The sequence below is a fragment of the Sphingomonas sp. AOB5 genome, assembly GCF_029433115.1.
Lineage (GTDB): Bacteria > Pseudomonadota > Alphaproteobacteria > Sphingomonadales > Sphingomonadaceae > Sphingomonas.
In genome coordinates this window covers 1-24,512 of the sequence record NZ_JARNTV010000044.1, presented here as the reverse complement: position 1 = coordinate 24,512, position 24,512 = coordinate 1, and the positions used below count along the sequence as shown (strand labels likewise).

Genomic DNA, 24,512 nt, shown 5'->3' with positions numbered 1-24,512 from the left:
CCTATGAAGAAGTTTGCGTACGCCGTCGCCGCCATCGGTCTCACCATCGCCGCGCCGGTCGCTGCCGCTCAGGCGGATCTGATCCAGCAGCTGTTCGACAAGGCCACCGAAATCTATGGCACCAAGGGCTTCACGCCGACCGGTTGGGAAACCCGCGGTGAGCTGGCCAACGGGTCGTCGAAGACCGTTTCGGTCACGCTTTCGGGCGGTTCGCAGTTCAGCATCGTCGGCGTCTGCGACGGCGACTGCAAGGACCTGAACATCTATCTGACCGACTCGAAGGGTAAGCTGGTCGACTCGGACGTCGAGGATGACGACTTCCCGATCGTCGGCGCCAGCGCTCCGGGCACCTATACCGCCCGGATCGAAATGAAGAGCTGCACCGCGGCTCCTTGCGGCTTCGGCGCGAAGGCGTTCAAGCAGTAAAGCTGATCCCGGCGGCACTGCCGAGGTTCGAGCGGCCCTGCATCCCTTCGGGGGTGCGGGGCCGTTTCGACTCGTGGCGGCGGTCTGTCGCAATCGGCTGATGAGGATCAATCCGGGCCGGAATAATCGGAAGAATCGAACAGGGTCGCGCGGATTATTGTACGATTCCGCTTCAAAACGGGGCGCGCCGCTTGACTGGACCTGCGCATTCTCGAAAGAGTCGGCGCGATTTCATCGGGAGGGTGTTTCCATGATCAAGTTTGCTTACGTCGCAGCAGCTGCAGCGGCCGTTCTCGTCCCCGTTACCGCAGTGACCGCCGCGCCGCAGAGCGACATCGTCCAGATGCTGTTCGACAAGGCGACCGAGATTTATGGCGGCAAGGGCTTCAGCCCGACCGGCTGGGAAACCCGCGGCGAGCTGAAGCAGGGTGGCGAAGTCACCGTGCAGGTCGCGCTCAAGGGCGGTTCGGAGTTCAGCATCGTCGGCGTCTGCGACACCGATTGCACCAACCTCGACATCTACCTGACTGACGCCAGCGGCAAGCTGGTCGATTCGGACGTCGAGGACGACGATTTCCCGATCGTCGCTGCCAGCGCTCCGGGCACCTATACCGCCCGTATCGTGATGGTGGGCTGCTCGGCCGCGCCGTGCGCTTATGGCGCGAAGGCGTTCAAGCAGTAAGCCAGCCTTCACGGCAAGGTTTCGAAGCGCGTCGCGGCCCCGGCCGCGGCGCGCTTTTCCTTTTGCGGTTAGTGCGCGGCAGGTGTCAGCCGGGCGACGAAGGCCGTGGCCTGCTCGTGGTCCAGGCCGCCGCTGAGCATTACCTCTCCGCCGCGTATCTCCTCATAGAAGACCGGACGCGAGATCAGGATGTCGTCGACGCTGATTTCCGCCATCTGCATCTGGCGGCACCGGCTGATCTCCGCAAAGCGTGCGATCCCCGCATCGCGGAAGCGGATCGTGATTTGCCAGCCATGATCGGGATGTTCCCGCGCGACGGCTTCCGCCAGATCGGCAGCGGGAAACGGGGTGCCGGCGATCCACAGGCCCGCGCCGCTACGCTCCACCGGCTTGCTGCTGTCCAGATCGGCTTCGGACGGAAAGCGGGGAGGGCAGGCGAGTGGCGCGGCGGATGAGAGCAGGGCAGCGAACAGCAGAAGCATCACACTCTCCCGGAAGCGGTCACCTCAGGCGTAGCGCAGCGCAGTCTCGCGGATCAACGCGATCATGTTGGGGATACCCTGGGTCCGGTTCGAGCTGAGCTGGTTGCGCAGGTCGAACGGAGCGAGCGCCGCGTCGATATCGGTACCGATGATCTCGTCGGGGCTGCGATCCTGTACCGTCAGCAGGACGAGGGCGATGATGCCCTTGGTGATCGCCGCGTTCGAATCCGCGAGGAAATGAAGCGATCCGTCGCTCATGCGGGTGGGATAGACCCACACTGCCGCCGAACAGCCCCGCACCAGAGTCGCATCGGTCTTCAGCGGATCGGGCATCGGCTCGAGCGAGCGGCCCAGATCGATCAGCAGGCGATAGCGGTCGTCGGGTTCCAGGAACTCATATTCTTCCTGGATGTCGGTGAGGGTCGGCATGCCGGGGAGCTATAGCGCCGACCCTCGATTAATCCACCGTCATGCCGGATCATTGCCCGGCACCCGTTTCGCGAACCCTGGCCGGGATAGGCGCCCGGTCCGCGTTGCAGGCCCCGGCCTCCCTGACCGGGGTGACGGCTTTTCCGTCAGAGGTCGACGCCGGCGGCGATCGCCTCGAGCTTGCGCAGCCGTTCCTTCAGGTCCGCGATCTCGATGCGCGAGGCCGCGGTGGGCACGCCCGCATCGGCGGCGGGGGCACCGATGGCTTGGTGGCCGTGCAGTTCCTCGCGCTTCAGCGTGAGCCAGCTGCGCCAGCCCGAAAGTCCCGCCGCGGTCACCATGCCGAGACCGGCAAGGCTGGTAGCGGCCAAAGTCATGTAGAGATTGACGTCGTTGGTCATCACATCGTCCTCCCGTCAGACACTGTCTTTGTCGCGGAGCCGTTCGATCTCGCGATCGAGGCGGCTTGCGCTGGTCTGGTCGTCGGTCACGACCCGTTCGAGTACCTGAATGCGCTCCTTGAGCGAGCGGATCTCGCCGCGGAGCCGGTCATTTTCGGCATTGGCCTTGCCGGTATCGACATGGGTCTCGTTGCCCCACTGGTCTTTGCGGACCCCGTATTTGGCCTTGAGAACGCCGGCGATCGACACGATCAGCACGATCCCGATGACCATTTCGAACGGATTCATCGCTTCTTCCTCCCTCTTTCCCGAACCGGCTTATTCGGCCGGCTGGATCATCTGCTGCCGCGCGGCGCGGCGGCGGGGACGATCCCGGCTCTCGGCGAGCCAGATGAGGCCGCCGCAAAGCACGGCGAGCACAGCAAATACGACGATCATGATACTATCCTCTGGCGTGACCCCAAAGGGGGCCGTTGTTCTGTTGTGAGATCTAGTTGAGCGGTTGATCCCGCAGCCGTTCGATCTCGTCGGAAAGGTCGATGCCCTTGTCGGTCACGATCCTCTCCAGGACGCGCACCCGCTGTTCGAGACGGTCGGTGTGCGCTGCATATTGGGCGGCCTTTTCCGCGGTCTGCGAAGCGAGCGCGTTGGCCATCTTTTCCTTGTGCTTCAGCCAGCGTTCGAAGGCCGCGTAGCCGATGCCTGCGAGCACCGGGATGCCCACCACGATCATGAAGAAACCGAGTACCGTGCCGGGCATGTCCGCCTCCTTAGTTCCGCTTGCCGCGCAGCTGCTCGATCTCGCGATCCAGGCTGTGCGAACTGTCGGTGACGATGCGTTCCACATTCGCCAGCCGGTCCTTGATCGATCCCAGTTCGGCGCGGAGCTGGGCATTCTCCTGGCTGATCAGCTTGATCCGCTCCATCGCCTCGTCGTTGTTCTTGGGATAGACCGATGTGCCCCAGCTGTTTTCCAGCGGGTAGCCGTTCTTCACCCGAAGCCAGGTGGTGAACATCCAGGCGACCATTCCCGCCACCCCGACGATCGCGATCGTGGGGGCGAATACGGTGAAGAATTCGAACTTTTCCATCGTTCCTGTCCCTTGTTCAGCGCAGGCTGTCGATTTCGCGGGCGGTGCGTTCGGCCGGATCGGTGACGATCCGCTCCATCACTGCGATCCGCTCTTCGAGCCGCGAGATCTGGCCGGTGAGCCGCTCATTCTCCGCGGAGAGGAGCTCGATCTTGCGTTCCGCTGCCGGGCTGTCCTTGCCGGTGCTGCCCGACCACTCATTCTCGATCGGGTAGCCGTGCTTGGCGCGGATCCAGCTCGAGATCAGCCAGCCCAAGGTGGAAATCGCGATGATCGCAATTACCATGACCTGTCCGCCGTTCATGTTCTTTCCTCCCTCTTGTCAGCCGCTGCCGGTATCAGCGCAGGCTGTCGATTTCGTCGGCGAGGCGCGTGTTGCGGCTCGTATAGTACATCTCGATGTCGGCGAGCCGGCGATCGATGTCGCGGAACTTCGAGCGGACCTCTGCGGTCGAGCGCTTCGGATTGCTGCGCACGCCCTGCCAGAACTTCTGGTCCTCGTCGCTCGTGTATAACTCGCGCGGCTTGGCCGGGGCCATCATTGCGATCAGCACATAAGCGACGATCACCATACCCGAAGTCATCATCGTCAGCAGGATGATGCCGATGCGCAACCAGAGCGCTTCGATCCCGGTGTAATCGGCGAGGCCGGAGCAGACGCCGAAGAGCTTGCCGTTCTTCTTGTCGAGGTAGAATTTGGTGCGGCTGGCGGACATCTTAATTCCTCCTGCTGAAGTCGTACGCGTCGTCTTCCGAGCGCGCTTTGTTGGGGCGGAAATCCGGATTGTCGGCGGCGATGATGCGTTCGACCGTCTGGAGCCGTTCCTCGAGCTGGCGGGCGAGATAGTGCAGCTCGTCGAGCAGCTTCTCGTCCTCGCCGGTGATCGTCGCGGCGGTCTTCCACTTCGTGATGTAGTGGAGGATCACCCAGGGGAGCCCGATGAAGAGCATCCCCACGATCGGGATGGCGATGATTTCGTCACCCATCGGATCAGCCCTTCTTTGCCAGGCGCTTCTTCAGCGCTTCGAGTTCGGCATTGACCTTGTCCGACGAACGGAGCTCGGCAATTTCCTCTTCCAGCGTCTTCGGCTCGGCGCCCATGCCGGCGGCATCCGCGCGGCCCTCGGCCAGATCGACCCGGCGCTCCATCGTGTCGAAGCGCGAGAAGGCGTCCTGCATCCGCGAACCGTTGGTCACCTCGCGGAGGCGGGCACGGTTATTGGCGCTTTCCAGACGGGTCTGGATCGAGTTCTGGCGGGCACGGGCCTCACGCAGCTTGGTCTGGAGCTTCTGGATGTCCGCTTCCGAAGACTGAAGGGCTTCGTCGAGCACCGCGATCTCCTCGCTCAGCTGCTCGCACATGTCGGCGGCCTTCTGGCGCTCGACCAGCGCGGCCTTGGCAAGGTCTTCGCGATCCTTGGAAAGTGCCAGCTCGGCCTTCTCGGTCCAGCTCTCCTGGAGCTTTTCGAGGCGGGCGATGTGACGGCGCATTTCCTTCTGATCGGCGATAGTGCGCGCCGCGCTAGCGCGGACTTCGACCAGGGTCTCCTCCATCTCGAGGATGATCATGCGGATCATCTTGGCCGGGTCTTCGGCCTTGTCGAGCAGGTCGGTGACGTTCGCTGCGATGATATCGCGGGTTCGCGAGAAAATGCCCATCTGACTTCACTCCTTCGATACTTTGTGTGGCGGGGGAGACTAGGGGGTATCTCCCCCGCCATGTGCTGCCTGCCGGGGCGGGCAGGCTGCGGGGACTGGTTTTACGCGACCGCGGTGATGGCCGAACCGACGACGCTGGACATCAGGATGATGCCGGTGACGAGGGTGAAAGCGACCGCCACGAAGGCGTTGCGGTAGTAGTTGCTCTGGTAGGTCATTGTCTGTTCCCTGAACCTTATGTCTTGTTTTCTGTTGGCCCGTTGCTGGGCTTGCCGGGTACTCAGCATGATGCGTGCCAAATGCGAAAAGCTACGGTTTTCCGCCATTTTTGCTGTTCACAAGGCGTTCAGCTGGCAAATTTCACTTGCTAATAGTTGGGAAAATACCCCAAGGATTTGGCATGGAACGCACCACGCAGGTTATCGGCCAGTCGTCGGCCTTTCTCGATGCGCTCGAACGTGCCAGCCGTGCCGCGATCATGGACCGCCCGGTGCTGGTGATCGGCGAGCGCGGCACCGGCAAGGAATTGGTGGCCGAGCGTCTTCACCGCCTGAGCCAGCGCTGGGATCAGCCGCTGGTGGTGATGAACTGCGCCGCGCTGCCCGAGACGCTGATCGAAGCCGAACTGTTCGGCCATGAGGCGGGCGCCTTCACCGGCGCGACCAAGGCGCGGACCGGCCGGTTCGAGGAGGCGCATCGCGGCACCCTGTTCCTCGACGAGCTCGGTACGCTGTCGATGGGCGCGCAGGAACGGCTGCTGCGCGCAGTCGAATATGGTGAGATCCACCGCATCGGATCGTCGCGGCCGACCCAGGTCGATGTGCGCATCGTCGCGGCGACCAACGAGCATCTGCCCGACCGGGTCGATGCGGGCACCTTCCGCGCCGATTTGCTCGACCGGCTCTCGTTCGAAGTCGTCACCCTGCCGCCGCTGCGCCATCGCGGCGGGGACGTGATCGTGCTGGCCGAATTCTATGGCCGCCGCATGCGTTCGGAGATCGGGCAGGAGGACTGGCCGGGTTTCGGCCCGCACGCGCTCGACATCCTCGAAAATTACGACTGGCCGGGCAATGTCCGCGAGCTGCGCAACGTTGTCGAGCGCGCGGTCTATCGCTGGGAGCAGGACGGGCCGATCGATTCGATCGAGATCGATCCGTTCCAGTCGCCCTATCGCCCGCGTGCAGCCAAGGTTGCGCCTGCGCCTGCTGCTACGGCCGACGAAGCACCGGCCCGCGATGCTGTCCCGCTGCCGCCGATGGACGATGCCCGTGACTTCAAGACGCGGGTGAACCGTTTCGAACGCGAATTGCTGGCCCAGGCGCTAGCCGAACACCGCTTCAACCAGCGCGCGACTGCCGAGGCGCTGGGCCTGACCTACGACCAGCTCCGCCACGCGCTGAAGCGGCACGAATTGCTGGGGGCTGGGGGCTGAAAGCTCCCTTCCCTGCAAGGGAGGGGCTGAGGGTGGGTGCGAGCCGAAGGCGAGCTCCTCCCACATGCGACAAAAAGAAAAGGCCGGGGCATCGAGCCCCGGCCTTTTCTGTAGCCGCCCCTAATCCCTCCCTTGCAGGGAGGGGAGAAGGGCCGCGATTAGTGCATGTTGGTCATGCAGAACAGCATCGGGATCGACAGCATCGTGTTGATCCGCGAGGTCATCATCGCGGTCTTGGCGGCCTTCGCCTTCACCGCGTCTTCGGCCGGAACCAGGCCCAGCGCCTTCTGCTGCGCCGGCCAGATGATGAACCACACGTTGAACGCCATGATCAGCGCCAGATACATGCCGATGCCGATCAGGCGGCGATCCTCGGCCAGCGTGAAGGCGGCATGCGCGTCGCCATTCACATAGACCAGCAACAGGCCGGTCAGCACGGTCAGCGCCGCGCCCCAGCGGAAGAAGAACAGCGCCTTGGGCGCGATGAACTTCGAAACGCCCGGCTTCAGGTCGGCGGGGATCGCCGGCATGGTCGGGATCTGCACGAAGTTGAAATAGTAGAGCAGGCCGATCCAGGTGATGCCGAAGAACACGTGCAGCCATTGCAGCACGCCGCTCCACATCAGCTCGGCGCCCTGCGGAAAGGCGGCGAACATGATGCCCAGCGCCAGCACGAAGCCGATCGCGAGCACTGCGTGAAGATTGCCGAGTAACTTGTCCATGTCATGGCTCCCCTGATCCGTCGCGGCATTGCCCCACCGCGTCGGTTCCTCCTTATGCCGCCAGATTTCGTTTGTCACATGCAACGATTCCTCCGGGCATCATGAGCGAAATGGGCGTAAGGGAGGGACCGGATCGCGCGGGCGTTCGTTCTGCCCCCAAACCTGTTTCCACGATCCCGCATCTACGGAGAGTAACCATGGCTTTCGAACTTCCAGCACTTCCCTATGCAGCCGACGCGCTTGCGCCGCACATGTCCGCCGAGACGCTGGAGTTCCACCATGGCAAGCATCACAAGGCCTATGTCGACAAGACCAACGGCCTGATCGCCGGCACCGATCTGGCCGACGCCAAGCTCTCCGAAGTGATCGCCGCGGCCAAGGCCAAGGGCGACAAGGGCCTATTCAACAACTCGGCCCAGATCTGGAACCACAGCTTCTTCTGGAAATGCCTGTCGCCGGAAAAGCAGACTCCGTCGGGCAAGCTGGCCAAGATGATCGAGGAAAGCTTCGGCACCCCCGAAGCGCTGGTGAAGAAGCTGGTCGAGGAATCGACCAATCACTTTGCCAGCGGCTGGGGCTGGCTGGTGCTCGATGGCGACAAGCTGGGTGTCGGCTCGCTGCACGATGCCGATACGCCGGTGGTGCATGAAGGCATGGTGCCGCTGCTGACCATCGATGTGTGGGAACACGCCTATTACATCGACTATCGCAACGCCCGGCCGAAATATCTCGAGGTGCTGACCTCGAACCTGATCAACTGGGAATTCGTTGCCGAGAATCTCGACGGCAAGGGCATCACCCGCGCCGATCAGGGGTGAACATCCCTCTCCCAAGGGAGAGGGATGTTCACCCGGCGTTCAACCACCGCTGACCAGGTTCGCGAGATCGGATCGGGAGCGGCGTGTGCGGATTTGGTTGGCGATATTCCCCATGCTGGCGCTTGCCTCGCCGGCTTCGGCACAGATCTGGGGCGGGCCGGGCGGCGGTGCCGAGCGGCTCTATCCGAGCAAGCCCGAGGCGCGGCTGCCGCGCAGCGAAACCCGCATGGGTTCGCCCGGCTCCAATCCGCGATCGATGCGCCAGATCCGCGGCGAAATCGACGAGGCGCTGGAAAGCGGCCAGATCGATCGCCGCACCGCGCGCCGCCTGCGCCGCGACGCTGCTCGTATCCAGTCGATGCGCGCGCGTTTCAACCGTGGCGGCCTCAGCGATTCCGAACTGTCCGAGCTTGGCGTGTTCGAGGAACTGCTGCGCGACGATCTTGCCGCCGCGCGCAGCGGCGCCCGCTAGGGTCTCATGCTTCCTTAAGGCCGCGCCGATACCCTGCCGCAACGAACGGCCGGGAGCGTGCGATGCGACAGATTGGGGTTTGCGGAATGGCAACGGCCCTGATGCTGATGGCGGCCTGTTCGCCTCAGACGCCGGATAATCAGACGGTCGAGGCAAAGGCGGGTGTGATGGACCATCTTCGTTGCGCCGCGCTCATCAGCGCTGCGGATCATCTCATGAACTCGGGCAATGTGCCGAACGATCCGGCCTTTCGTCAGGCCGCTCTCGTCGCGGGAATGACGCACCTCAACGCGCATGCCATTCCCGCGCGCATTGCCGAGAAGGACGCCTTTGCCGCGGTTGATCGCGAACGTGCGCGGATCATCGGCGAAATCCCGGGCGAACAGATTGTCGAACAGGCAAAAGCCTGCGTCGCCCGGGCAGGAACGATCCGCTAGTTCCGGCTCACTCGACCGGCGGAACCGGCGGCTCCTTGGGCTCGTCCAGTTGCAGCCCATGCTTCATCAGCATCGGGATATTGGCCATCGCGAACACCAGCGTCAGCGGGATCGCGCCCCACAGCTTGTAGCTGGCCCAGAAGCCGGTGCTGGTGGTGCGCCACACCACTTCGTTGAGGATCGCCATCACCACGAAGAACGCGGTCCAGTTGATCGTCAGCAGCCGCCAGCCGCGCTCGCTCAAGCCCGGATAGGCGGTGCCCAGCACCAGCGAGAGCAGGGGACGCCGCGTCGCGAGGCCATAGCCCAGGATCAGCGCGAACAGCAGATAGACGAAGGTCGGCTTCATCTTGATGAAGGCTTCGTTGTGGAAATACAGCGTCAGGCTGCCCAGCACGAGCACCAGCCCGCCCGAGATCCACAGCATCGGCGAGATATGGCGGGTCTTCCACCACGATAGCGCCATCGCCGCGCACATCGCGATCATGAACGCCGCGGTCGCCGCGAACAGCCGCTCGAGGTCGGGGCCTCCGGCAAGCAAATAGATGCCGAAGAAGACGATCAGCGGACCGATATCGATCGCCATGCGTGCCAGCGGGGAAACCTCGGGACGCGTCGATGCACTAGCCATTGGTGAGTTCTTCCACGCCCGCGATGATCCGTGCAACCTCGTTGGCGTCGAACGGCCGGAGATCGTCGACCTTCTCTCCCACGCCGATCGCGTGGATCGGAAGACCGTATTTCTCCGCAGCCGCGACCAGCACGCCGCCGCGCGCGGTGCCGTCCAGCTTGGTCATGACGAGGCCGGTGACACCCGCCACTTCCTTGAACACCTCGATCTGGTTCAGCGCGTTCTGTCCGGTGGTCGCATCGAGAACTAGCACCACGTCATGCGGCGCGGCGGGGTTCAGCCGGCCCAGCACACGGCGGATCTTGGACAGCTCGTCCATCAGCTCGCGCTTGTTCTGGAGGCGCCCGGCAGTGTCGACGATCAGCACGTCGATGCCCTTCTCGGTCGCCTGCTTCACCGCTTCGAACACGATGCCCGCGGGATCGCCGCCCTCGGGCCCGGTGACGATCGGCACGCCGATCCGCTCGGCCCAGGTCTTGAGCTGGCCGATTGCGGCGGCGCGGAACGTGTCGCCAGCGGCGAGGATCACGCTGTAATCCTGCTCCATCAGCAGGTTCGCCAGTTTGGCGATGGTCGTGGTCTTGCCGGAGCCATTGACGCCAATCACCAGGATCACCTGCGGCCGCGGAAAGGCTTCGATCTCCAGCCGCTTGGATACGGGGGCGAGCGCCTTCTGGATTTCCTCGGCGACGACCAGCCGGATGCCCAGCTCCTCCATGCCCGTCTCGAACTGACCCTCGGCCAGCCGCGCACGAATCTTGGCCGCGGTGCCGGGGCCGAGATCGGACGCGATCAGCGCTTCCTCGATCTCGTCGAGCGTCGCCTCGTCGAGACGGCCGAGGGTGAGGCCGGCAAGGTTGCCGATCAGCCGGTCCGAGGTGCGCTTGAACCCGCCGAGCAGGCGCTGGTGCCAACTGGTGCTCATGCGATCAGCTTTCCGTCCTGAACGCTGGTGATCTTCAACCGCACAATCTCTCCAACTTCGCTTCGGGCATGCCGGACTTCGGCGAAATTACCCGCATGACCCCTGTCGCCGGGGCGCTCTACCAGAATTTCCTGCTCGCTGCCGACAAGGCTTTCGAGCCAGTTCGCCCTGCGCCGGGCGGCTTCGTCCCGCAACAGTGCAGCTCGGGCCTTCACTACTTCCGGCTCCACCAGCGGCATCCGCGCCGCGGGGGTGCCGGCGCGCGGGCTGTAGGGGAAGATATGGGCGTGCACCACGTCGCAATCGGCGATCAGTGCGCGGGTGTTGGCGAACATCGCTTCGTCCTCGGTCGGGAAGCCTGCGATCAGGTCCGCGCCGATTGCGATCTCGGGCCGCGCCGCCTTCAGCCGCTCGACCAGCGCAACCGATTGCGCGCGGTCGTGGCGGCGCTTCATTCGCTTCAGCACCATGTCGTCGCCCGCCTGCAGCGACAGATGGACATGCGGCATCACCCGTTCCTCCTGCGTCAGCAGCGCGAACAGCCGGTCGTCCACTTCGATCCCGTCCAGCGAGGAAAGCCGCAGCCGCTTCAGTGCGGGCACATGGCGCAGGATGCGCTCGACCAGCGTGCCCAGGTTCGGCTGGCCTGGCAGGTCATGGCCATAGCTGGTCAGGTCCACGCCCGTCAGCACCACCTCGGCATGGCTTTCCGCGAGCATCGAGATGCGATCGATCACCGCGCCTGCGGGCACCGACCGGCTGTTCCCCCGCCCGAACGGGATCGCGCAGAAGGTGCAGCGATGGTCGCACCCATTCTGTACCTCGACGAATGCGCGGGCATGGGTGGAGAAGCTGGCGGCGAGATGCGGCGCGGTTTCGCGCACCGCCATGATGTCCTGCACCACCAGCGCGGCTTCGCTGCTCCATGCCGCGGCGTCTAGCTTCTCGGCATTGCCGATCACCCGGTCGACCTCGGGCATCGCCGCGAAGGCCTGCGGATCGATCTGCGCCGCACAGCCGGTCACCACCAGTTCCGCCCCGGGCCGCTCGCGCCGCGCCCGGCGGATCGCCTGACGCGTCTGCTTGACGGCTTCGTTGGTGACGGCACAACTGTTCACCACGACCGTGTCACGCCCTGTCAGAAGCGAACGGATCGTTTCGCTTTCGGCAAGGTTGAGGCGACAGCCCAGACTGATCACATGTGGCGAGGAGAGCGGCATTGGCGGACGATCTAGGTGTGACGGACCTCGATGTCCACGCGAAGGCGCAGGAAGTGCTCGGCTTCTGGTTCGATCTGGCGATGCCCGAGCAATGGTTCGCCAAGTCGGATTCGTTCGATGACGAGGTGCGGCAACTATTCGGGCCGCTACGCGATCTGGTGCTGGGCACCGGCGCGGAGGGCTGGCGCGACGATCCCGATACGCTGCTCGCCGCGATCCTCATCCTCGATCAGTTCAGCCGCAACATCCATCGCGGCACGGCTGAGGCCTTCGCCGCCGATCCGCTGGCACAGGAGCTGACCGCACTGGCGCTGGTCAGCGGTTGGGACGAAGGCATGGCCGCGGAGCGCCGCCAGTTCCTGTACATGCCGCTGATGCACGCCGAAGATCCGGAGTTGCAGGCGCTGTGCCTCAAATGCTTCGACGCGCTGGGGGTGCAGCAGAATATCGATTTCGCCCGCGATCACGCCGCGGTGATCGAACGTTTCGGCCGCTTTCCCTCACGCAACGAGGCGCTGGGGAGGGAGAATACGCCGGACGAGAAGCTGTACCTCAGCCAGCCAGGCGCTGGCTGGTAACTTCCGCCGCCGGCGCTTCCGCAATGCCCTGCTGCTGCGCCAGCAACCGCCGCTCCGCCAGCAGACGGCGCACGCCGGTCACCGAGAGCGGGCGGCCATAGAGCCAGCCCTGCGCCTTCGCACAGCCGATCGCGCGCAGCCGTTCCTCGATCGCGGCATCCTCGACGCCTTCCGCAGTCACCGGCAGGTTCAGGCTTTCGCCCAGCCGCGCGATGGCGTTGACGATCGCGGCCGAGTCCGCATTCTCGTTGAGCGACATGACGAAGCTCTTGTCGATCTTGATCCGGTCGAAGGGCAGGGCGCGAAGGTGTGCCAGCGACGAATAGCCGGTGCCGAAATCGTCGAGCGCCAGCCGCACGCCCTGATTCTTCAGGCTGCCCACGATCGACTGCGCAAGCGCGAGATTGTCGAACAGCGAGCTTTCGGTGATCTCCACTTCCAGCCGGTTGGCGGGGAAGCCGGTTTCGGTCAGCACCTTGATGATCTTCTGCGCCAGCCATGCATCGCGCAGCTGCCAGGGCGAGATGTTGATCGACAGGCTCAGCGACGGATCCCAGTCGCGCGCGGCGATGAAGGACTGGCGCATGATCGACAGCGACAGGTCGGCGATCATGCCGGTCTCTTCGGCGATGGGTATGAACAGCTCGGGGCTGATCAGCCCGCGCACCGGATGTTCCCAGCGCGCCAGCACCTCGAAGCCGTGCAGCTTGTTGGTGGTCAGATCGACCTGCTGCTCGAAATAGGGGACGATCTCCTGACGCGGGATCGCGGTGCGCAGGCCCGATTCCAGCTCGTTGCGCGTCTGCAGCTCGCGCTCCATCGACTGATCGAACCAGGCGAAGCGGTTCCGGCCCGATTTCTTCGCCTGGTACATGGCGATATCGGCCGAACGCATCAGCGCGTCGATGCTCGGGCATTCGAAGTCCGAACGCGCCACGCCCAGCGAGCAGGAGATATGCAGGCGCAGGCCCTCGACGTCGAACGGCTGCGACATGCGGCTGACCAGCTTCTCCGCGATCCGCTCGACCGTGCCCGGCTGGGTAGGATCGAACAGGAAGCCGCACGAGAATTCGTCGCCGCCCAGCCGCGCGGTCAGCGCGATCGGGGGCATCGCCGCCGCGATCTCGTTCGCCACCGCGCGCAGCAATGCGTCGCCCACGGCATGGCCGTGCATGTCGTTAATCGTCTTGAAGTGATCGAGGTCGAGCATCATCAGCGCCATCGCCTTGCGGCGGCGATTGGCGCGGACGAACATCGCCGCGCCTTCCTCGGCAAGACTGCGGCGGTTGAGGAATCCGGTCAGCGGATCGCGGCTGGCGAGCAGGTGCGCGCGCTCCTCGGCCGCGGCACGCACGCGCACTTCGATGCGCAGCGCATTGTGGCGCCGCCATCCGAACAGGATCAGCGCGACGTTGAGCAGCAGGGCGATCACGAGCGTGCGGTCGGCGGGGGCGCCGCCTTCGAAATAATGCTGGAGCGTGGTCGACAGCACCGAACTGCCGGTGCCGACGAACATCAGGATCGCCGCGACACTGATCGCGCCGGTTACGATGTCGCCGCTCTTGCCGGCTTCGGGTTCGGTGGTCTGCTCGAGATCCAGCGCCATTGCCGGAATGCTCCCCCAATACGATGAGGTTGGGGGTGTCTCACAGCCAGGGTATAGAACGGGTTAAGCGGCGATGATTTGTTTTTGCAGGTGGCGATTGTTTCGCAACCGGCCCTTTGACTCGACCCGGCAAAAGGCCGATCTTCATCCCATCGGTGCCTTCTGCCACAAGCCCGGCGTCGAATGACAGCAACTGTAAAGCTGCCGCTTGCGAGACGCACGGAGCTTGCCATGAGCAACCTCGAAAGCGAATATTTCGAAAGACGGCGCCGTCAGGCGCTTGAAGCCGCCGAGCGCGCGGACGATCCCGGCATCGCGGCGACGCATCGCCAGTTCGCCGAACTCTATGGAAAGGCGGCGGCAGGCACGCGGCCCGGAACGCAACCGGTGCTTCGCGCCGACTAGACCGGCTGTTCGGGCGGACTGGCCCGCACGCCTTGCGTATCCGGGCGTTCGCCGCTATGTGGCCGCCCATCCGTTCCCCGGAACGCGATCGCATCAGCGCCTACGGGTGCAGGCCGGCCGACGAGGTTTCGTCCGCCGGCTCGCTTTGCGTTTGGCGATTCGGGGCACGATAACTGGAGTGATTTTGGTCTCATGTTCGAGAGTCTGAGCGAGCGGCTGGGCGGCGTTTTCGAGCGCCTGCGGGGCCGTGGCGCGCTCACCGAAGCCGATGTGCGGACAGCGATGCGCGAAGTCCGCGTGGCGCTGCTGGAGGCCGATGTCGCGCTTCCGGTGGCGCGCGACTTCGTCGAGAAGGTGACCGAGAAGGCGGTGGGCCACGAAGTCCTCCGCTCGATCACCCCGGGCCAGCAGGTCGTAAAGATCGTCCATGACGCACTGGTCGAAATGCTCGGGCCGGATACGGCCGAGCTGAACCTGGGCGTCACGCCCCCCGCGGTCATCATGCTCGTCGGCCTTCAGGGCTCGGGCAAGACCACCACCACCGCCAAGCTGGCCAAGCTCATCACCAAGAGCGAAGGCAAGAAGGTGATGATGGCCTCGCTGGACGTGAACCGTCCGGCGGCGCAGGAGCAGCTCGCGGTCCTTGGCACCCAGACCGAAGTCGCCACGCTGCCCATCGTCAAGGGTCAGAACCCGGTCGAGATCGCTCAGCGCGCATTGAGCGCCGCGAAGCTGCAGGGCTTCGACGTGGTGATGCTCGATACCGCGGGCCGCCTCCATGTCGATCAGGCGCTGATGGACGAGATGAAGGCCGTCGCGGATATCGCGAAGCCTCAGGAAATCCTGCTCGTCGTCGACAGCCTGACCGGTCAGGACGCCGTCAACGTCGCATCCAGCTTCTCGGCTCAGGTGCCGCTCACCGGCGTGGTGCTGACCCGCATGGACGGCGATGCCCGTGGCGGTGCTGCGCTGTCGATGCGGCATGTCACCGGCAAGCCAATCAAGTTCGCGGGCATGGGCGAAAAGCTCGACGCGATCGAGCCGTTCCACCCCAAGCGCGTCGCCGGCCGCATCCTCGGCATGGGCGACGTCGTGTCGCTGGTCGAAAAGGCCGCTGCCTCGATCGAGGCGGAAGATGCCGAGCGGATGGCGTCGCGGCTGGCCAAGGGCCAGTTCGACATGAACGACCTGCGCGGCCAGCTCGCCCAGATGCGCAAGATGGGTGGCATCGGTGCGCTGGCGGGCATGATCCCGGGCATGAAGAAGGCCCAGCAGGCCATGGCCAATGGCGCGGTCGACGAACGCATCCTGCTGCGCATGGATGCGATGATCGGTTCGATGACGCCGAAGGAGCGCACCAAGCCCGAGCTGATCAACGCCAAGCGCAAGATCCGCATCGCCAAGGGTTCGGGGACGACCGTTCAGGACGTCAACAAGCTGATGAAGATGCATCTCGAGATGCAGACCGCGATGAAGCGCCTGAAGAAGATGGGCGGCCTGAAGGGCATGATGGCGATGCTCGGCAAGGGCGGCGGCGGCATGGGTGGCATGGGCGGTGCCGGAGGCCCTGGCGGTCTCGGCGGCGCAGGTGGACCCGATCTCGACGACATCATGGGCAAGATGGGCGGCGGACTGCCCGGCCTGCCCGGATCGGGCGCGGGCCTCCCGCCCGGCTTCCAGAATTTTTTGAAGAAAAAGTAACGCAACTCACTGAATACAAATCGAAAGAAGGAATGAATTAATGGCTATTTCCATGCGTCTGTCGCGCGGCGGCTCGAAGAAGCGCCCGTACTACCGGATCGTCGTTGCCGACGCCCGTTCGCCCCGCGACGGCAAGTTCATCGAGAAGATCGGCACCTACAACCCGCTGCTCGCCAAGGACGACGCGAAGCGCATCGTGCTCGACGGTGAGCGCGCGACCTACTGGCTGGGCGTCGGCGCGCAGCCGACCGACCGCGTTGCCCGTTTCCTCGACGCCGCCGGCCTCAAGGAGCGCGCTGCCAAGAACAACCCGAACAAGGGCAAGCCGGGCGAGAAGGCCGTCGAGCGCGCCGAAGAGCGTGCCGAGAAGCTGAAGGCCGCCGAGGAAGCCGCTGCCGAGGCCGCTGCTGCTCCGGCACCCGAGCCGGTCGCTGAAGAGACCGTCGAGGAAGCTCAGGCCGAGACCGAAGCCGTGATTGCCGCCGAAGTCGAAGCCGCTACCGAAGCGCCGACCCCGGAAGCTGAAGCGGTCGCCGAAGCGGTTGCCGAGGAAACCCCGGCTGTCGAAGCCGGCGAGGAAAAGGCCGAGGGCTGATTTCTTGACGCAGGATCGCCCCGTCACGTTGGCCGTCATCATCGGCGCGCATGGCGTGACGGGCGAGGTCCGTCTGAAGGTCTTCGCCGGGGACCTCGACGCCCACAAGGCGTTCAACGATGGCGCACTGACGCTCAAGTCGCTGCGCCCCGGCAATAACGGCGCGATCGCGCGGTTCACGCAGGTGACCGATCGCAACGCAGCCGAAGCGATGCGCGGCACGGAACTCACCGTGCCGCGCTCGTCGCTGCCCCCGCTAGGCGAGGGCGAATATTATCATGTCGATCTGCTGGGCCTGCCCGCCATCTCGTCCTCGGGCGAAGCGCTGGGCAAGGTGGTGGCGATCGACAATTACGGCGCGGGCGACGTGATCGAGATCGAACGCCCGACCGGAAAACGCTTCATGCTGCCGATGAAGCCCGACGCGGTGCCCGAATGGGACGCCGAACGGCTGGTCGTGAACGACGATTTCGTCGAGTGACTCAGGCGGTGGTTTCCCGCCGCTCCCATTTCCGCTACGAGCCGTCGCGATGATCCGGGCGCTCAAGCTCCTCGCCATGTGCTTCCTGTTCGCCGGCCTTGTCGGCGGATCGATCGCGCATGCCGCGGAGACTGCGGGCGGCAACGAAGCCACCGAGGCGACCCACTGGCTTCACGGCGATGGCGACGAGGATCAGGTGCCGGCCGATAGCGAGAATGGCTATCCGCACCATCACAATGTCTGCCACGGCCATGACATCGCTTCTCCGGCGAAATTCTGCGCGCCGCAGCTTCGCGTTGCCGATACGGGCGCGCTGAAGAACGCAGCATCCGCAGTACCCGGCGCCGGTCCGCCCGGATCGCCGCTCCGCCCGCCCATCGCCTGACGACGACGCTCGCGCCCGACGCGGCGCATCCGTCCATCGTCAGGAGTTACCCAACATGTTCCGTTTCCCTGCGGCGCTCTGCGTCGCGTTTGTCGTTGCCGGCTGCGGCTCGCCCGCGCCCGAACCCGTGTCCAATAGCCAGCCCGCGGAAAACCATGCCGAGGAAGCGATCACGCTCACCCCCGAGCAGATCGCCGCGGCCGGCATCACGCTGGTCCAGCCCCGCGCAGGCGGTGGCGCCACCGCCATCGAAGCCGCCGCGATCATCGACAGCGATCCCGACCGCACGCGCATCGTCGCCGCGCCGGTATCCGGCCGCATCGTCGCGCTGACCCGCAACCTCGGCGATTACGTTACCCGCGGCCAGACGCTCGCGGTGATCGAAAGCCGCGAAGCCGCCTCGCTCCATGCCGAGATCGAACGCGCCCGCACCCGCGCCGAACTCGCCCGCGCCACGCTCAACCGCGACGAAGCGCTGTACGCGCGCGGCTTCCGCCCGTTGCGCGAAGTCGAAATCTCGCGTGCCGCCAATCGCGAGGCCGAAGTTGCGCTGCGCCTCGCGCGGCAACAGGCCGAAGCTTCAGGCACGCGTGGTGCCAGCCTCAATCGCATCGCGATCACCGCGCCGATCTCCGGCCGGGTCATCGTGCGCACCGCCGTGCTGGGACAGAATTTCGCGGCGGACGCAGCCGAGACCGAACTGTTCCGCATCGCCGATCTCGACCGGCTGAGTGTTACCCTGTCCCTGCCTCCCGCGGATGCCGCGCGCGTCCGTCCGGGCGCGATGGTGGAGATCAGCAGTGCGGGCCGGACCCAGCAGGCGAAGGTCCGCTTCATTTCCCCCGCGCTCGATCCCTCGACCCGGTTGGTGCGGGTTATCGCCGATCTCGACAATCGATCGGGCCAGTGGCGTGCAGGCGAGCCGGTGCAGGCGCGGATCGAAGCCGGTGGCCCCGCTGCGGCAGGCGCGGCGCTGATGATCCCGGCCGAGGCGGTTCAGACCATCGACAACAAGCCGGTGGTGTTCGTTCGCACGGCCGAAGGCTTCCGTATCGTGCCGGTCACGCTCGGGCGCCGCGACGGGCCGATGGTGGCGATCACCCGCGGCCTTTCGGGCGGCGAGACCATCGCTGCCGCCAACAGTTTCACCCTGAAGGCCGAGGCCGGCAAGGGCGAAGCCGAACATGGCGGGCATTGATCGATGATCGGCCATATCGTCACGCTCTCGGTCCGGTGGCGCTGGCAAGTGCTGCTGCTGACCCTCGTCGCCGCGCTGATCGGCGCCTTCGCGCTGGTGCGCCTGCCCATCGACGCGGTTCCCGACATCACCAACAATCAGGTCCAGGTGAACATCCGCGCACCCGGCCTTTCGCCCGAACTCGCGGAAAAGCAGATCGCCTTTCCCATCGAGACGGCTCTGGCGGGCACGCCGGGCCTCGAGAACACCCGCTCGCTCAGCCGCAACGGCTTCGTGCAGGTCACTGCGGTCTTCACCGACGCGACCGACATCTATTTCGCCCGGCAGCAGGTGTCGGAACGCCTCCGCGCGGTCGAGGACGAACTGCCCGAAGGCGCCACGCCCGAACTGGGCCCGATCGCCACCGGCCTGGGCGAGGTCCATATGTGGACCGTCCGCATGGAGCACCGCCCCGGTGACAGCCATCCGGTCGGCCAGCCCGGCCTTCAGCCCGATGGCAGCTATATCACCCCCGAGGGCGAGCATCTCGTCAGCGAGGCCGACAAGGCGACCTATCTGCGCACCGCGCAGGACTGGATCGTCGCGCCGATGCTGCGGCAGGTGCCGGGGCTGGCGGGCGTCGATTCCATCGGCGGCTATGTGAAGCAATATCTGGTCGTGCCCGATCTACAGCGGCTCGCCGCCGCCGGGCTGACCATCGACGATCTCGCTACCGCCATCGCCGCCAACAATCGCGGTATCGGCGCCGGCACGGTCAATCGCAGCGGGGAGGGGCTGGCGGTCCGCTCCGATGCGCGCCCCGCCGGCGTTCAGGATCTCGCGAAGATACCGGTCATCACCCGCGGCGGCACGCCGATCCTGCTCGAACAGGTCGCCAGCGTGCGGCTGGGCCAGCAGCTCCGCATGGGATCGGCTTCCGAGAATGGCGAGGAGGTCGTGGTCGGTACCGCGATCATGCGCATCGGCGGCAACAGCCGCGAAGTCGCCTCCGCGGTCACGGCGAAGCTCACCGCGATCAACGCCTCGCTGCCGACCGACATCATCATCGAACCGGTGCTGGACCGCACGGGACTGGTCAACGCGACCATCGCCACCGTCACGCGTAACCTCAGCGAAGGCGCGTTGCTGGTGATCGTCGTGCTGTTCGCGCTGCTCGGCAATTTCCGCGCGGCGCTGATCGCCGCGCTGGTGATCCCGGTGACGATGATGCTCACCGGCTTCGGCATGCTGCGGCTCGGCGTATCGGCCAATCTGATGAGCCTCGGTGCGCTCGATTTCGGGCTGATCGTCGATGGCGCGGTGATCATCGTCGAGAATGCGCTGCGCAGGCTGGGCGAGCGCCAGCACGAGGCGGGCAGGGCGCTGACCCGCGACGAGCGGGTCGATACGGTCGCGGCGGCGGCGCGCGAGATGATCCGGCCCTCGGTCTACGGACAGGCGATCATCATCCTCGTCTATGTGCCGCTGCTGATGCTGAGCGGGGTCGAGGACAAGACCTTCACCCCGATGGCGCTCACCGTCATCATCGCGCTGGCCTTCGCCTTCCTTCTCTCGATCAGCTTCGTGCCGGCGGCCATTGCCGCATTGCTCAGTAAGCCGGTCAGCGAGAAGGAGGGGCGGGCGATCGGCTGGCTCAAGCGGCGATACGAGCCGCTGCTCGGCCGGGCCATGGCCGCGCCGCGCTTCGTCATCGCCGCCGCCGTCGCCACGCTGGCTGGCGCGGTGCTGCTGTTCGGCACGCTGGGGCAGGAATTCCTGCCGCAACTCGACGAAGGCGACCTGACGGTACAGGTGCTGCGCGTTCCCGGTACCTCGATCGAACAGAGCCAGGCGATGCAGTCGCGGCTCGAACAGCGGCTGGCGAAACTGCCCCAGGTCCGCTTCGTCTTCTCCAAGACTGGCACGGCGGAAGTCGCCTCCGATCCGATGCCCCCAAACATTTCCGACACGTTCGTCATCATGAAGCCGCGCGATCAATGGCCCGATCCGGGGCTGGACAAGACCGCGCTGATCGCGTCGGTCGAGGCCGAACTCGCGAAACTTCCGGGTCAGGCGTACGAGATCAGCCAGCCGATCCAGATGCGCTTCAACGAGCTGATCGCGGGCGTGCGCGGCGATGTGGCGGTCAAGGTGTTCGGCGACGATTCGGTCCGCATGTCCGAAACGGCGGACCGTATCGCCGCGATCCTGCGCGCTACCGAAGGCGCGGTGGACGTCCGGGTCGAGCAGACCGAGGGCCTGCCGATGCTGGATATCCGGCCACGTCGCGAGGTGCTGGCGCAGCTCGGTATCCCTGCGGGCACGGTACAGGACGTCATCGCCGCCACAGTCGGCGGGCGTGATACCGGGCTGATCTTCGAGGGCGACCGGCGCTTCCCCGTCACCATCCGCCTCGACGAAGCCGCACGCGGCGATCCCGAGGCGCTGGCGCAGGTGCCGGTCCCATTGCCATCCGGCGCGTTCGTCCCGCTTTCCAGCGTGGCGGATATCAGCGTGACCGACGGCCCCAATCAGGTCAGCCGCGAGAATGGCAAGCGCCGCATCGTCGTGCAGGCCAATGTGCGTGGGCGCGACGTGGCCAATGTCGTTGCCGATGCGCAGGCGCGGATCGACGCCGAAGTGCGCCTTCCCGCAGGCGTCTATCTCGAATGGGGCGGGCAGTTCGAGAATCTGGCGTCTGCCCGCGACCGGCTGATGCTGGTGGTGCCGCTATGCCTCGCCGCGATCCTGTTGCTGCTGTTCGGCGCGCTGGGCAATGCGCGCGACGTTGCGATCGTCTTCACCGGGGTGCCGCTGGCGATGATCGGCGGCGTGGCAGCCTTGTGGCTGCGGGGCATGCCCTTCTCGATCTCCGCTGCGGCGGGGTTCATCGCGCTGTCGGGCGTGGCGGTGCTCAACGGGCTGGTGATGCTCACCTCGATCCAGACGCTCGTTCGCGACGGGCTGGATCGCGCCACCGCCGCGCGACAAGGGGCACTGGCCCGATTCCGCCCGGTGGCGATGACGGCTTTGGTCGCCTCGCTCGGCTTCGTGCCGATGGCGCTGGGCCATGGCGCGGGCGCCGAGGTTCAGCGCCCGCTGGCCACGGTGGTGATCGGTGGCCTTGTCTCGGCGACGCTGCTGACGCTGATCCTGCTGCCGACCCTCTATGCGCGGTTCGGCCGCGCGAAGGAGAGTTGACGCAGCCTCACCCGCCGAACAGCGCCGCGGTGCTCCGTGGCGCTTCGTCGTCGAAGAAGCGGGCGAGATTGCGTGCGCTTTCCTCCGCGACCCTGCGGCTGCGGGGGAACAAAGCCGCCTCATAGGCTGCCAGCCCGGCCTCGATATCGTCGGGATGGGAAAGGATCGCCTGTGCCAGTTCCGCGCCGTCCAGCATGGCCAGATTGGCGCCTTCCCCGGCAAAGGGCGACATCAGATGCGCCGCATCGCCGATCAGCGTCGCGCCGGGAATCCGGTCCCAGCGGTGATCGGCGGGCAGCGCATGGATGGGGCGGATTGCGGGCGCGATTTCGCTTTCGGTGATCAGCGCAGTCAGTTGCGGTGCCCAGCCTTCGAACTGCGCCGCGACCTGCGCCAGACCGGCCCGGACATCGCTGAAATCGATCGACGCGACCCAGTCTTCGGGCTTGTTCAGCGCCACATAGCCGTGAAGCGATCCGTCGCCATTGCGATGCGCCAATATGCCCTTGCCGGGCGCGACGGCCATCAGCGTTCCGCTGCCGATTGCGTCCGCGCTCGCCTTGTGGCGCGGGTCGTTCGGCAGGAATATTTCGATAAAGCAGGTCCCGGTATAGGCCGGCTTCGTGTCCGACAGCAGCGGCCGGACCCTCGACCAGGCACCATCTGCACCCACCACCAGATCGCTGGTTGCCACGTCGCCATTGGCAAAGGTGATTTCATGACGTCCGGAAGTTGTGGTGACCACACTGACCTTGTGACCCCAGCGGATCATATTGGCTGGAAGCGACCGGATCAGCATCTGCCGCAACTCGCCGCGATCCACCTCCGGTCGGGCGTTACTGCCGCCGGGCCGGTCCAGCAGGATCGTGCCGTTGCTGTCGGTCACCCGCTTGGCATCTTCGCCGGGGCGGACCAGCCGCAGGAACGGATCGTACAGTCCGGCCGCCTTCAGCGCGAGCTGCCCCGACTGTTCGTGGATATCGAGCAGACCGCCCTGCGCCCGGGCATGGGCCGAGGCTTCGGCTTCGTAAATCGTGGCGGGAACGCCATGAAGGTGGAGGGTGCGGGCAAGGGTGAGGCCGCCAAGTCCAGCACCGATAATCGTAATCGCGTTTCGCATGTTCGCGCTCCTGTTGGCGCAGCCCGCATGCTGGATGCAGGCCGACGCCGTTGCTTTCGGAGCCGCTGGCCGACCGCATGCGGGGGCGTATGCGTGACACCTGCCGGGGCAGGGAGTCGTTTTTCGCGACGGGCGGGATATAGGTCTGCCTGCGGGACCAGGCAAGCTGCGGCCGCCGCTGTCATCAAGCTGTAACTCCACTAGTCTAGTGGGATTTGTAGATGGGCAATACGGAACGCGCTTCCTGCCTCGCCGAACCCAAACTCTGGGACAGGCTCTTCCATTACCTTGTCGGACCCGAGGACGCCGCCTTCAGCTTCGCGCAGCGGCTCGCGCGCGAGAATGGCTGGAGCCTGACGCAAGCCGAGCGGGTGATCCTCGAGTATAAGCGCTTCTGCTATCTCGCGGTTACCGCCCGCCATCCGGTCACGCCTTCGGACGCGGTCGATCAGGTCTGGCACCTGCATCTGACCTATACCCGCGATTATTGGGAGCGCTTCTGCCCCGAGATACTCGGACGCGCGCTGCATCACGACCCCACCTCGGGTGGGCCGCAAGAGCAGCAGCGCTATTTCGAGCAATATGCCGAAACGCTCAAAAGCTACGAGCAGGCGTTCGGCACCCCTCCAGCCGATCTGTGGCCCGACGCGGCCCGGCGGCTGAACGACGACCCGCGCGCGCGGCGGGTGCATCCGCGCGAATATCTCATCATCCCGAGACGGGCTCTGTGGTGGATCGTGGCGATGGGCGCCGCGGCCTTGCTCGTCTGGATGATGATCCAAGGGAGCTGAGACTCACATGTCACTCGGACCGTTCGATCTTGCCGGCGGACCCTTCCTCATTCTGTATGGCGGGCTGCTGGTTCTCACCATCATCCTCGGCCTGCTGATCCCCCGCTGGCTGCGCCCCGACGGGCGATCCTTCATCACAAACGATCCCGACGAATTGGCCTGGCTGGCCGGGGGCAAGGCGCGCTTCGCCAATGCGGTGGTCGCCCGGCTGCTCGCGGCACGGGCGCTGTTCCTCGTCGGCAAGAACAAGTTCCAGCCCGACCCGCATCATCTGGGCAGCACTCCCGCCGAACGCAGCGTGCTGGCGCTCACACCGCCCGCAAAGTGGAATGTGGTAGAACGCGCGATCGAGCCGCATGCCGATCCGATCCGCCGCCGCCTGATCTCCAGCGAGCTGCTGATGGACGGCGGCACCGCGCTGCAACTGCGCTTCTGGCAGACCACGCCCTATCTCCTCCTGCTCCTGTTCGGTGCGATCAAGCTGGAGGTGGGCCTCAGCCGGGACCGGCCGGTCGGCTACCTCACCTTGCTGATGATCCTCACCGCGATCCTCGCGCTGGTCCGCTTCGCCGTGGTCGACCGGCGCACCAAAGGCGGGCAGGCGGCGCTGGCCGATGCCCGCCGCAGTGCGGATCGCCTGCGCC

The 24,512-nt window shown here is 65.5% G+C and carries 32 protein-coding genes; 16 read left to right on the top strand and 16 right to left on the bottom strand.

Annotation, left to right across the window (positions count from 1 at the left end; translation table 11 throughout):
* The first annotated feature begins 3 nt into the window (after positions 1 to 3).
* Positions 4 to 426 carry a hypothetical protein gene (locus tag P1X14_RS16045; protein WP_277316408.1) on the top strand — a complete coding sequence of 141 codons (423 nt, stop codon included), beginning with the start codon at positions 4 to 6 and terminating at the stop codon, positions 424 to 426.
* 250 nt (positions 427 to 676) lie between these two features.
* Positions 677 to 1,108 (top strand): hypothetical protein, encoded by a 432-nt coding sequence (locus P1X14_RS16040; RefSeq protein ID WP_277316407.1) that lies wholly within the window; start codon positions 677 to 679, stop codon positions 1,106 to 1,108.
* 68 nt (positions 1,109 to 1,176) lie between these two features.
* On the opposite strand, the gene P1X14_RS16035 is transcribed toward P1X14_RS16040, so the two are convergent.
* The 10 genes from P1X14_RS16035 to pspA form a co-directional block, all read right to left on the bottom strand.
* The gene (locus P1X14_RS16035) at positions 1,177 to 1,590 is read right to left on the bottom strand and encodes a hypothetical protein (RefSeq protein WP_277316405.1); all 414 of its coding nucleotides are present in this window, start codon (positions 1,588 to 1,590) and stop codon (positions 1,177 to 1,179) included.
* Positions 1,591 to 1,614: 24 nt separating this feature from the next.
* The gene (locus tag P1X14_RS16030) at positions 1,615 to 2,019 is read right to left on the bottom strand and encodes a SufE family protein (protein ID WP_277316404.1); all 405 of its coding nucleotides are present in this window, start codon (positions 2,017 to 2,019) and stop codon (positions 1,615 to 1,617) included.
* A gap of 146 nt (positions 2,020 to 2,165) precedes the next feature.
* The gene (locus P1X14_RS16025; RefSeq protein WP_277316403.1) at positions 2,166 to 2,420 is read right to left on the bottom strand and encodes a hypothetical protein; all 255 of its coding nucleotides are present in this window, start codon (positions 2,418 to 2,420) and stop codon (positions 2,166 to 2,168) included.
* Positions 2,421 to 2,435: 15 nt separating this feature from the next.
* Positions 2,436 to 2,708 (bottom strand): hypothetical protein, encoded by a 273-nt coding sequence (locus P1X14_RS16020; RefSeq protein ID WP_277316402.1) that lies wholly within the window; start codon positions 2,706 to 2,708, stop codon positions 2,436 to 2,438.
* A gap of 202 nt (positions 2,709 to 2,910) precedes the next feature.
* Complete coding sequence (locus tag P1X14_RS16015) at positions 2,911 to 3,180, bottom strand: hypothetical protein (protein WP_277316401.1); 270 nt, start codon at positions 3,178 to 3,180, stop codon at positions 2,911 to 2,913.
* Between the two features lie 10 nt (positions 3,181 to 3,190).
* Positions 3,191 to 3,448, bottom strand: coding sequence for a hypothetical protein (locus P1X14_RS16010; protein ID WP_277316416.1), 258 nt, complete (start codon positions 3,446 to 3,448; stop codon positions 3,191 to 3,193).
* Positions 3,449 to 3,527: 79 nt separating this feature from the next.
* Positions 3,528 to 3,815 (bottom strand): hypothetical protein, encoded by a 288-nt coding sequence (locus P1X14_RS16005; protein WP_277316400.1) that lies wholly within the window; start codon positions 3,813 to 3,815, stop codon positions 3,528 to 3,530.
* 34 nt (positions 3,816 to 3,849) lie between these two features.
* A complete protein-coding gene (pspC, locus tag P1X14_RS16000; protein WP_277316399.1) occupies positions 3,850 to 4,227 on the bottom strand; it encodes an envelope stress response membrane protein PspC in 378 nt (125 codons plus the stop codon).
* 1 nt (position 4,228) lies between these two features.
* Positions 4,229 to 4,498, bottom strand: coding sequence for an envelope stress response membrane protein PspB (gene pspB, locus P1X14_RS15995; protein WP_277316398.1), 270 nt, complete (start codon positions 4,496 to 4,498; stop codon positions 4,229 to 4,231).
* Positions 4,499 to 4,502: 4 nt separating this feature from the next.
* Positions 4,503 to 5,171 carry a phage shock protein PspA gene (gene pspA / locus P1X14_RS15990; protein WP_277316397.1) on the bottom strand — a complete coding sequence of 223 codons (669 nt, stop codon included), beginning with the start codon at positions 5,169 to 5,171 and terminating at the stop codon, positions 4,503 to 4,505.
* A gap of 400 nt (positions 5,172 to 5,571) precedes the next feature.
* Between pspA and pspF the strand changes: the two genes are divergently transcribed.
* Positions 5,572 to 6,603 carry a phage shock protein operon transcriptional activator gene (gene pspF / locus P1X14_RS15985; protein WP_277316396.1) on the top strand — a complete coding sequence of 344 codons (1,032 nt, stop codon included), beginning with the start codon at positions 5,572 to 5,574 and terminating at the stop codon, positions 6,601 to 6,603.
* A gap of 158 nt (positions 6,604 to 6,761) precedes the next feature.
* On the opposite strand, the gene P1X14_RS15980 is transcribed toward pspF, so the two are convergent.
* On the bottom strand, positions 6,762 to 7,325 hold the full coding sequence (locus P1X14_RS15980) for a urate hydroxylase PuuD (protein ID WP_277316395.1): 564 nt from the start codon (positions 7,323 to 7,325) through the stop codon (positions 6,762 to 6,764).
* Between the two features lie 197 nt (positions 7,326 to 7,522).
* On the opposite strand from P1X14_RS15980, the gene P1X14_RS15975 reads away from it, so the two are divergent.
* From P1X14_RS15975 to P1X14_RS15965, 3 genes are all read left to right on the top strand, one after another.
* Positions 7,523 to 8,143, top strand: coding sequence for a superoxide dismutase (locus tag P1X14_RS15975; protein WP_277316394.1), 621 nt, complete (start codon positions 7,523 to 7,525; stop codon positions 8,141 to 8,143).
* Between the two features lie 112 nt (positions 8,144 to 8,255).
* The gene (locus tag P1X14_RS15970) at positions 8,256 to 8,615 is read left to right on the top strand and encodes a hypothetical protein (protein ID WP_277316393.1); all 360 of its coding nucleotides are present in this window, start codon (positions 8,256 to 8,258) and stop codon (positions 8,613 to 8,615) included.
* 101 nt (positions 8,616 to 8,716) lie between these two features.
* Positions 8,717 to 9,052: a hypothetical protein gene (locus P1X14_RS15965; protein WP_277316392.1), complete on the top strand. Its 336-nt coding sequence runs from the start codon at positions 8,717 to 8,719 to the stop codon at positions 9,050 to 9,052.
* Between the two features lie 7 nt (positions 9,053 to 9,059).
* On the opposite strand, the gene P1X14_RS15960 is transcribed toward P1X14_RS15965, so the two are convergent.
* The 3 genes from P1X14_RS15960 to mtaB are packed head-to-tail and all read right to left on the bottom strand — an operon-like array spanning position 9,060 to position 11,828.
* Positions 9,060 to 9,683 (bottom strand): septation protein A, encoded by a 624-nt coding sequence (locus P1X14_RS15960; protein ID WP_277316391.1) that lies wholly within the window; start codon positions 9,681 to 9,683, stop codon positions 9,060 to 9,062.
* Positions 9,676 to 10,608: a signal recognition particle-docking protein FtsY gene (gene ftsY, locus P1X14_RS15955; RefSeq protein ID WP_277316390.1), complete on the bottom strand. Its 933-nt coding sequence runs from the start codon at positions 10,606 to 10,608 to the stop codon at positions 9,676 to 9,678. The genes P1X14_RS15960 and ftsY overlap by 8 nt, the downstream gene beginning before the upstream one ends.
* Complete coding sequence (gene mtaB, locus P1X14_RS15950; RefSeq protein WP_277316389.1) at positions 10,605 to 11,828, bottom strand: tRNA (N(6)-L-threonylcarbamoyladenosine(37)-C(2))-methylthiotransferase MtaB; 1,224 nt, start codon at positions 11,826 to 11,828, stop codon at positions 10,605 to 10,607. Before mtaB ends, ftsY begins: the two co-directional genes overlap by 4 nt.
* Here mtaB and P1X14_RS15945 point away from each other — a divergent pair.
* Positions 11,828 to 12,406, top strand: a complete 579-nt coding sequence (locus P1X14_RS15945) for a DUF924 family protein (protein WP_277316388.1) — start codon at positions 11,828 to 11,830, stop codon at positions 12,404 to 12,406. The two genes, mtaB and P1X14_RS15945, sit on opposite strands and share 1 nt — an antisense overlap.
* Here P1X14_RS15945 and P1X14_RS15940 read toward each other — a convergent pair.
* Entirely contained in the window at positions 12,381 to 14,012 is a 1,632-nt protein-coding gene (locus P1X14_RS15940) for an EAL domain-containing protein (RefSeq protein ID WP_277316387.1), read from the bottom strand. The genes P1X14_RS15945 and P1X14_RS15940 overlap by 26 nt on opposite strands.
* A 231-nt stretch (positions 14,013 to 14,243) precedes the next feature.
* Between P1X14_RS15940 and P1X14_RS15935 the strand changes: the two genes are divergently transcribed.
* From P1X14_RS15935 to P1X14_RS15905, 7 genes are all read left to right on the top strand, one after another.
* Entirely contained in the window at positions 14,244 to 14,417 is a 174-nt protein-coding gene (locus P1X14_RS15935; RefSeq protein WP_277316386.1) for a hypothetical protein, read from the top strand.
* Positions 14,418 to 14,609: 192 nt separating this feature from the next.
* Positions 14,610 to 16,118, top strand: coding sequence for a signal recognition particle protein (ffh, locus tag P1X14_RS15930; RefSeq protein ID WP_277316385.1), 1,509 nt, complete (start codon positions 14,610 to 14,612; stop codon positions 16,116 to 16,118).
* A 40-nt stretch (positions 16,119 to 16,158) separates the two neighbouring features.
* Positions 16,159 to 16,713 carry a 30S ribosomal protein S16 gene (rpsP, locus tag P1X14_RS15925; protein WP_277316384.1) on the top strand — a complete coding sequence of 185 codons (555 nt, stop codon included), beginning with the start codon at positions 16,159 to 16,161 and terminating at the stop codon, positions 16,711 to 16,713.
* A 4-nt stretch (positions 16,714 to 16,717) separates the two neighbouring features.
* Entirely contained in the window at positions 16,718 to 17,194 is a 477-nt protein-coding gene (rimM, locus tag P1X14_RS15920) for a ribosome maturation factor RimM (RefSeq protein WP_277316383.1), read from the top strand.
* Positions 17,195 to 17,243: 49 nt separating this feature from the next.
* On the top strand, positions 17,244 to 17,579 hold the full coding sequence (locus P1X14_RS15915) for a hypothetical protein (RefSeq protein ID WP_277316382.1): 336 nt from the start codon (positions 17,244 to 17,246) through the stop codon (positions 17,577 to 17,579).
* A gap of 55 nt (positions 17,580 to 17,634) precedes the next feature.
* Positions 17,635 to 18,777 carry an efflux RND transporter periplasmic adaptor subunit gene (locus P1X14_RS15910; protein ID WP_277316381.1) on the top strand — a complete coding sequence of 381 codons (1,143 nt, stop codon included), beginning with the start codon at positions 17,635 to 17,637 and terminating at the stop codon, positions 18,775 to 18,777.
* 3 nt (positions 18,778 to 18,780) lie between these two features.
* Positions 18,781 to 21,957 carry a CusA/CzcA family heavy metal efflux RND transporter gene (locus P1X14_RS15905; protein ID WP_277316380.1) on the top strand — a complete coding sequence of 1,059 codons (3,177 nt, stop codon included), beginning with the start codon at positions 18,781 to 18,783 and terminating at the stop codon, positions 21,955 to 21,957.
* Positions 21,958 to 21,964: 7 nt separating this feature from the next.
* Here P1X14_RS15905 and P1X14_RS15900 read toward each other — a convergent pair whose 3' ends face one another.
* The gene (locus tag P1X14_RS15900) at positions 21,965 to 23,077 is read right to left on the bottom strand and encodes an NAD(P)/FAD-dependent oxidoreductase (RefSeq protein WP_277316379.1); all 1,113 of its coding nucleotides are present in this window, start codon (positions 23,075 to 23,077) and stop codon (positions 21,965 to 21,967) included.
* A 221-nt stretch (positions 23,078 to 23,298) separates the two neighbouring features.
* Between P1X14_RS15900 and P1X14_RS15895 the strand changes: the two genes are divergently transcribed.
* Positions 23,299 to 23,868, top strand: a complete 570-nt coding sequence (locus P1X14_RS15895) for a hypothetical protein (RefSeq protein ID WP_277316378.1) — start codon at positions 23,299 to 23,301, stop codon at positions 23,866 to 23,868.
* 7 nt (positions 23,869 to 23,875) lie between these two features.
* Positions 23,876 to 24,512 (top strand): TIGR04222 domain-containing membrane protein (locus P1X14_RS15890; protein WP_277316377.1); only part of this gene is annotated, 637 nt, incomplete at its 3' end.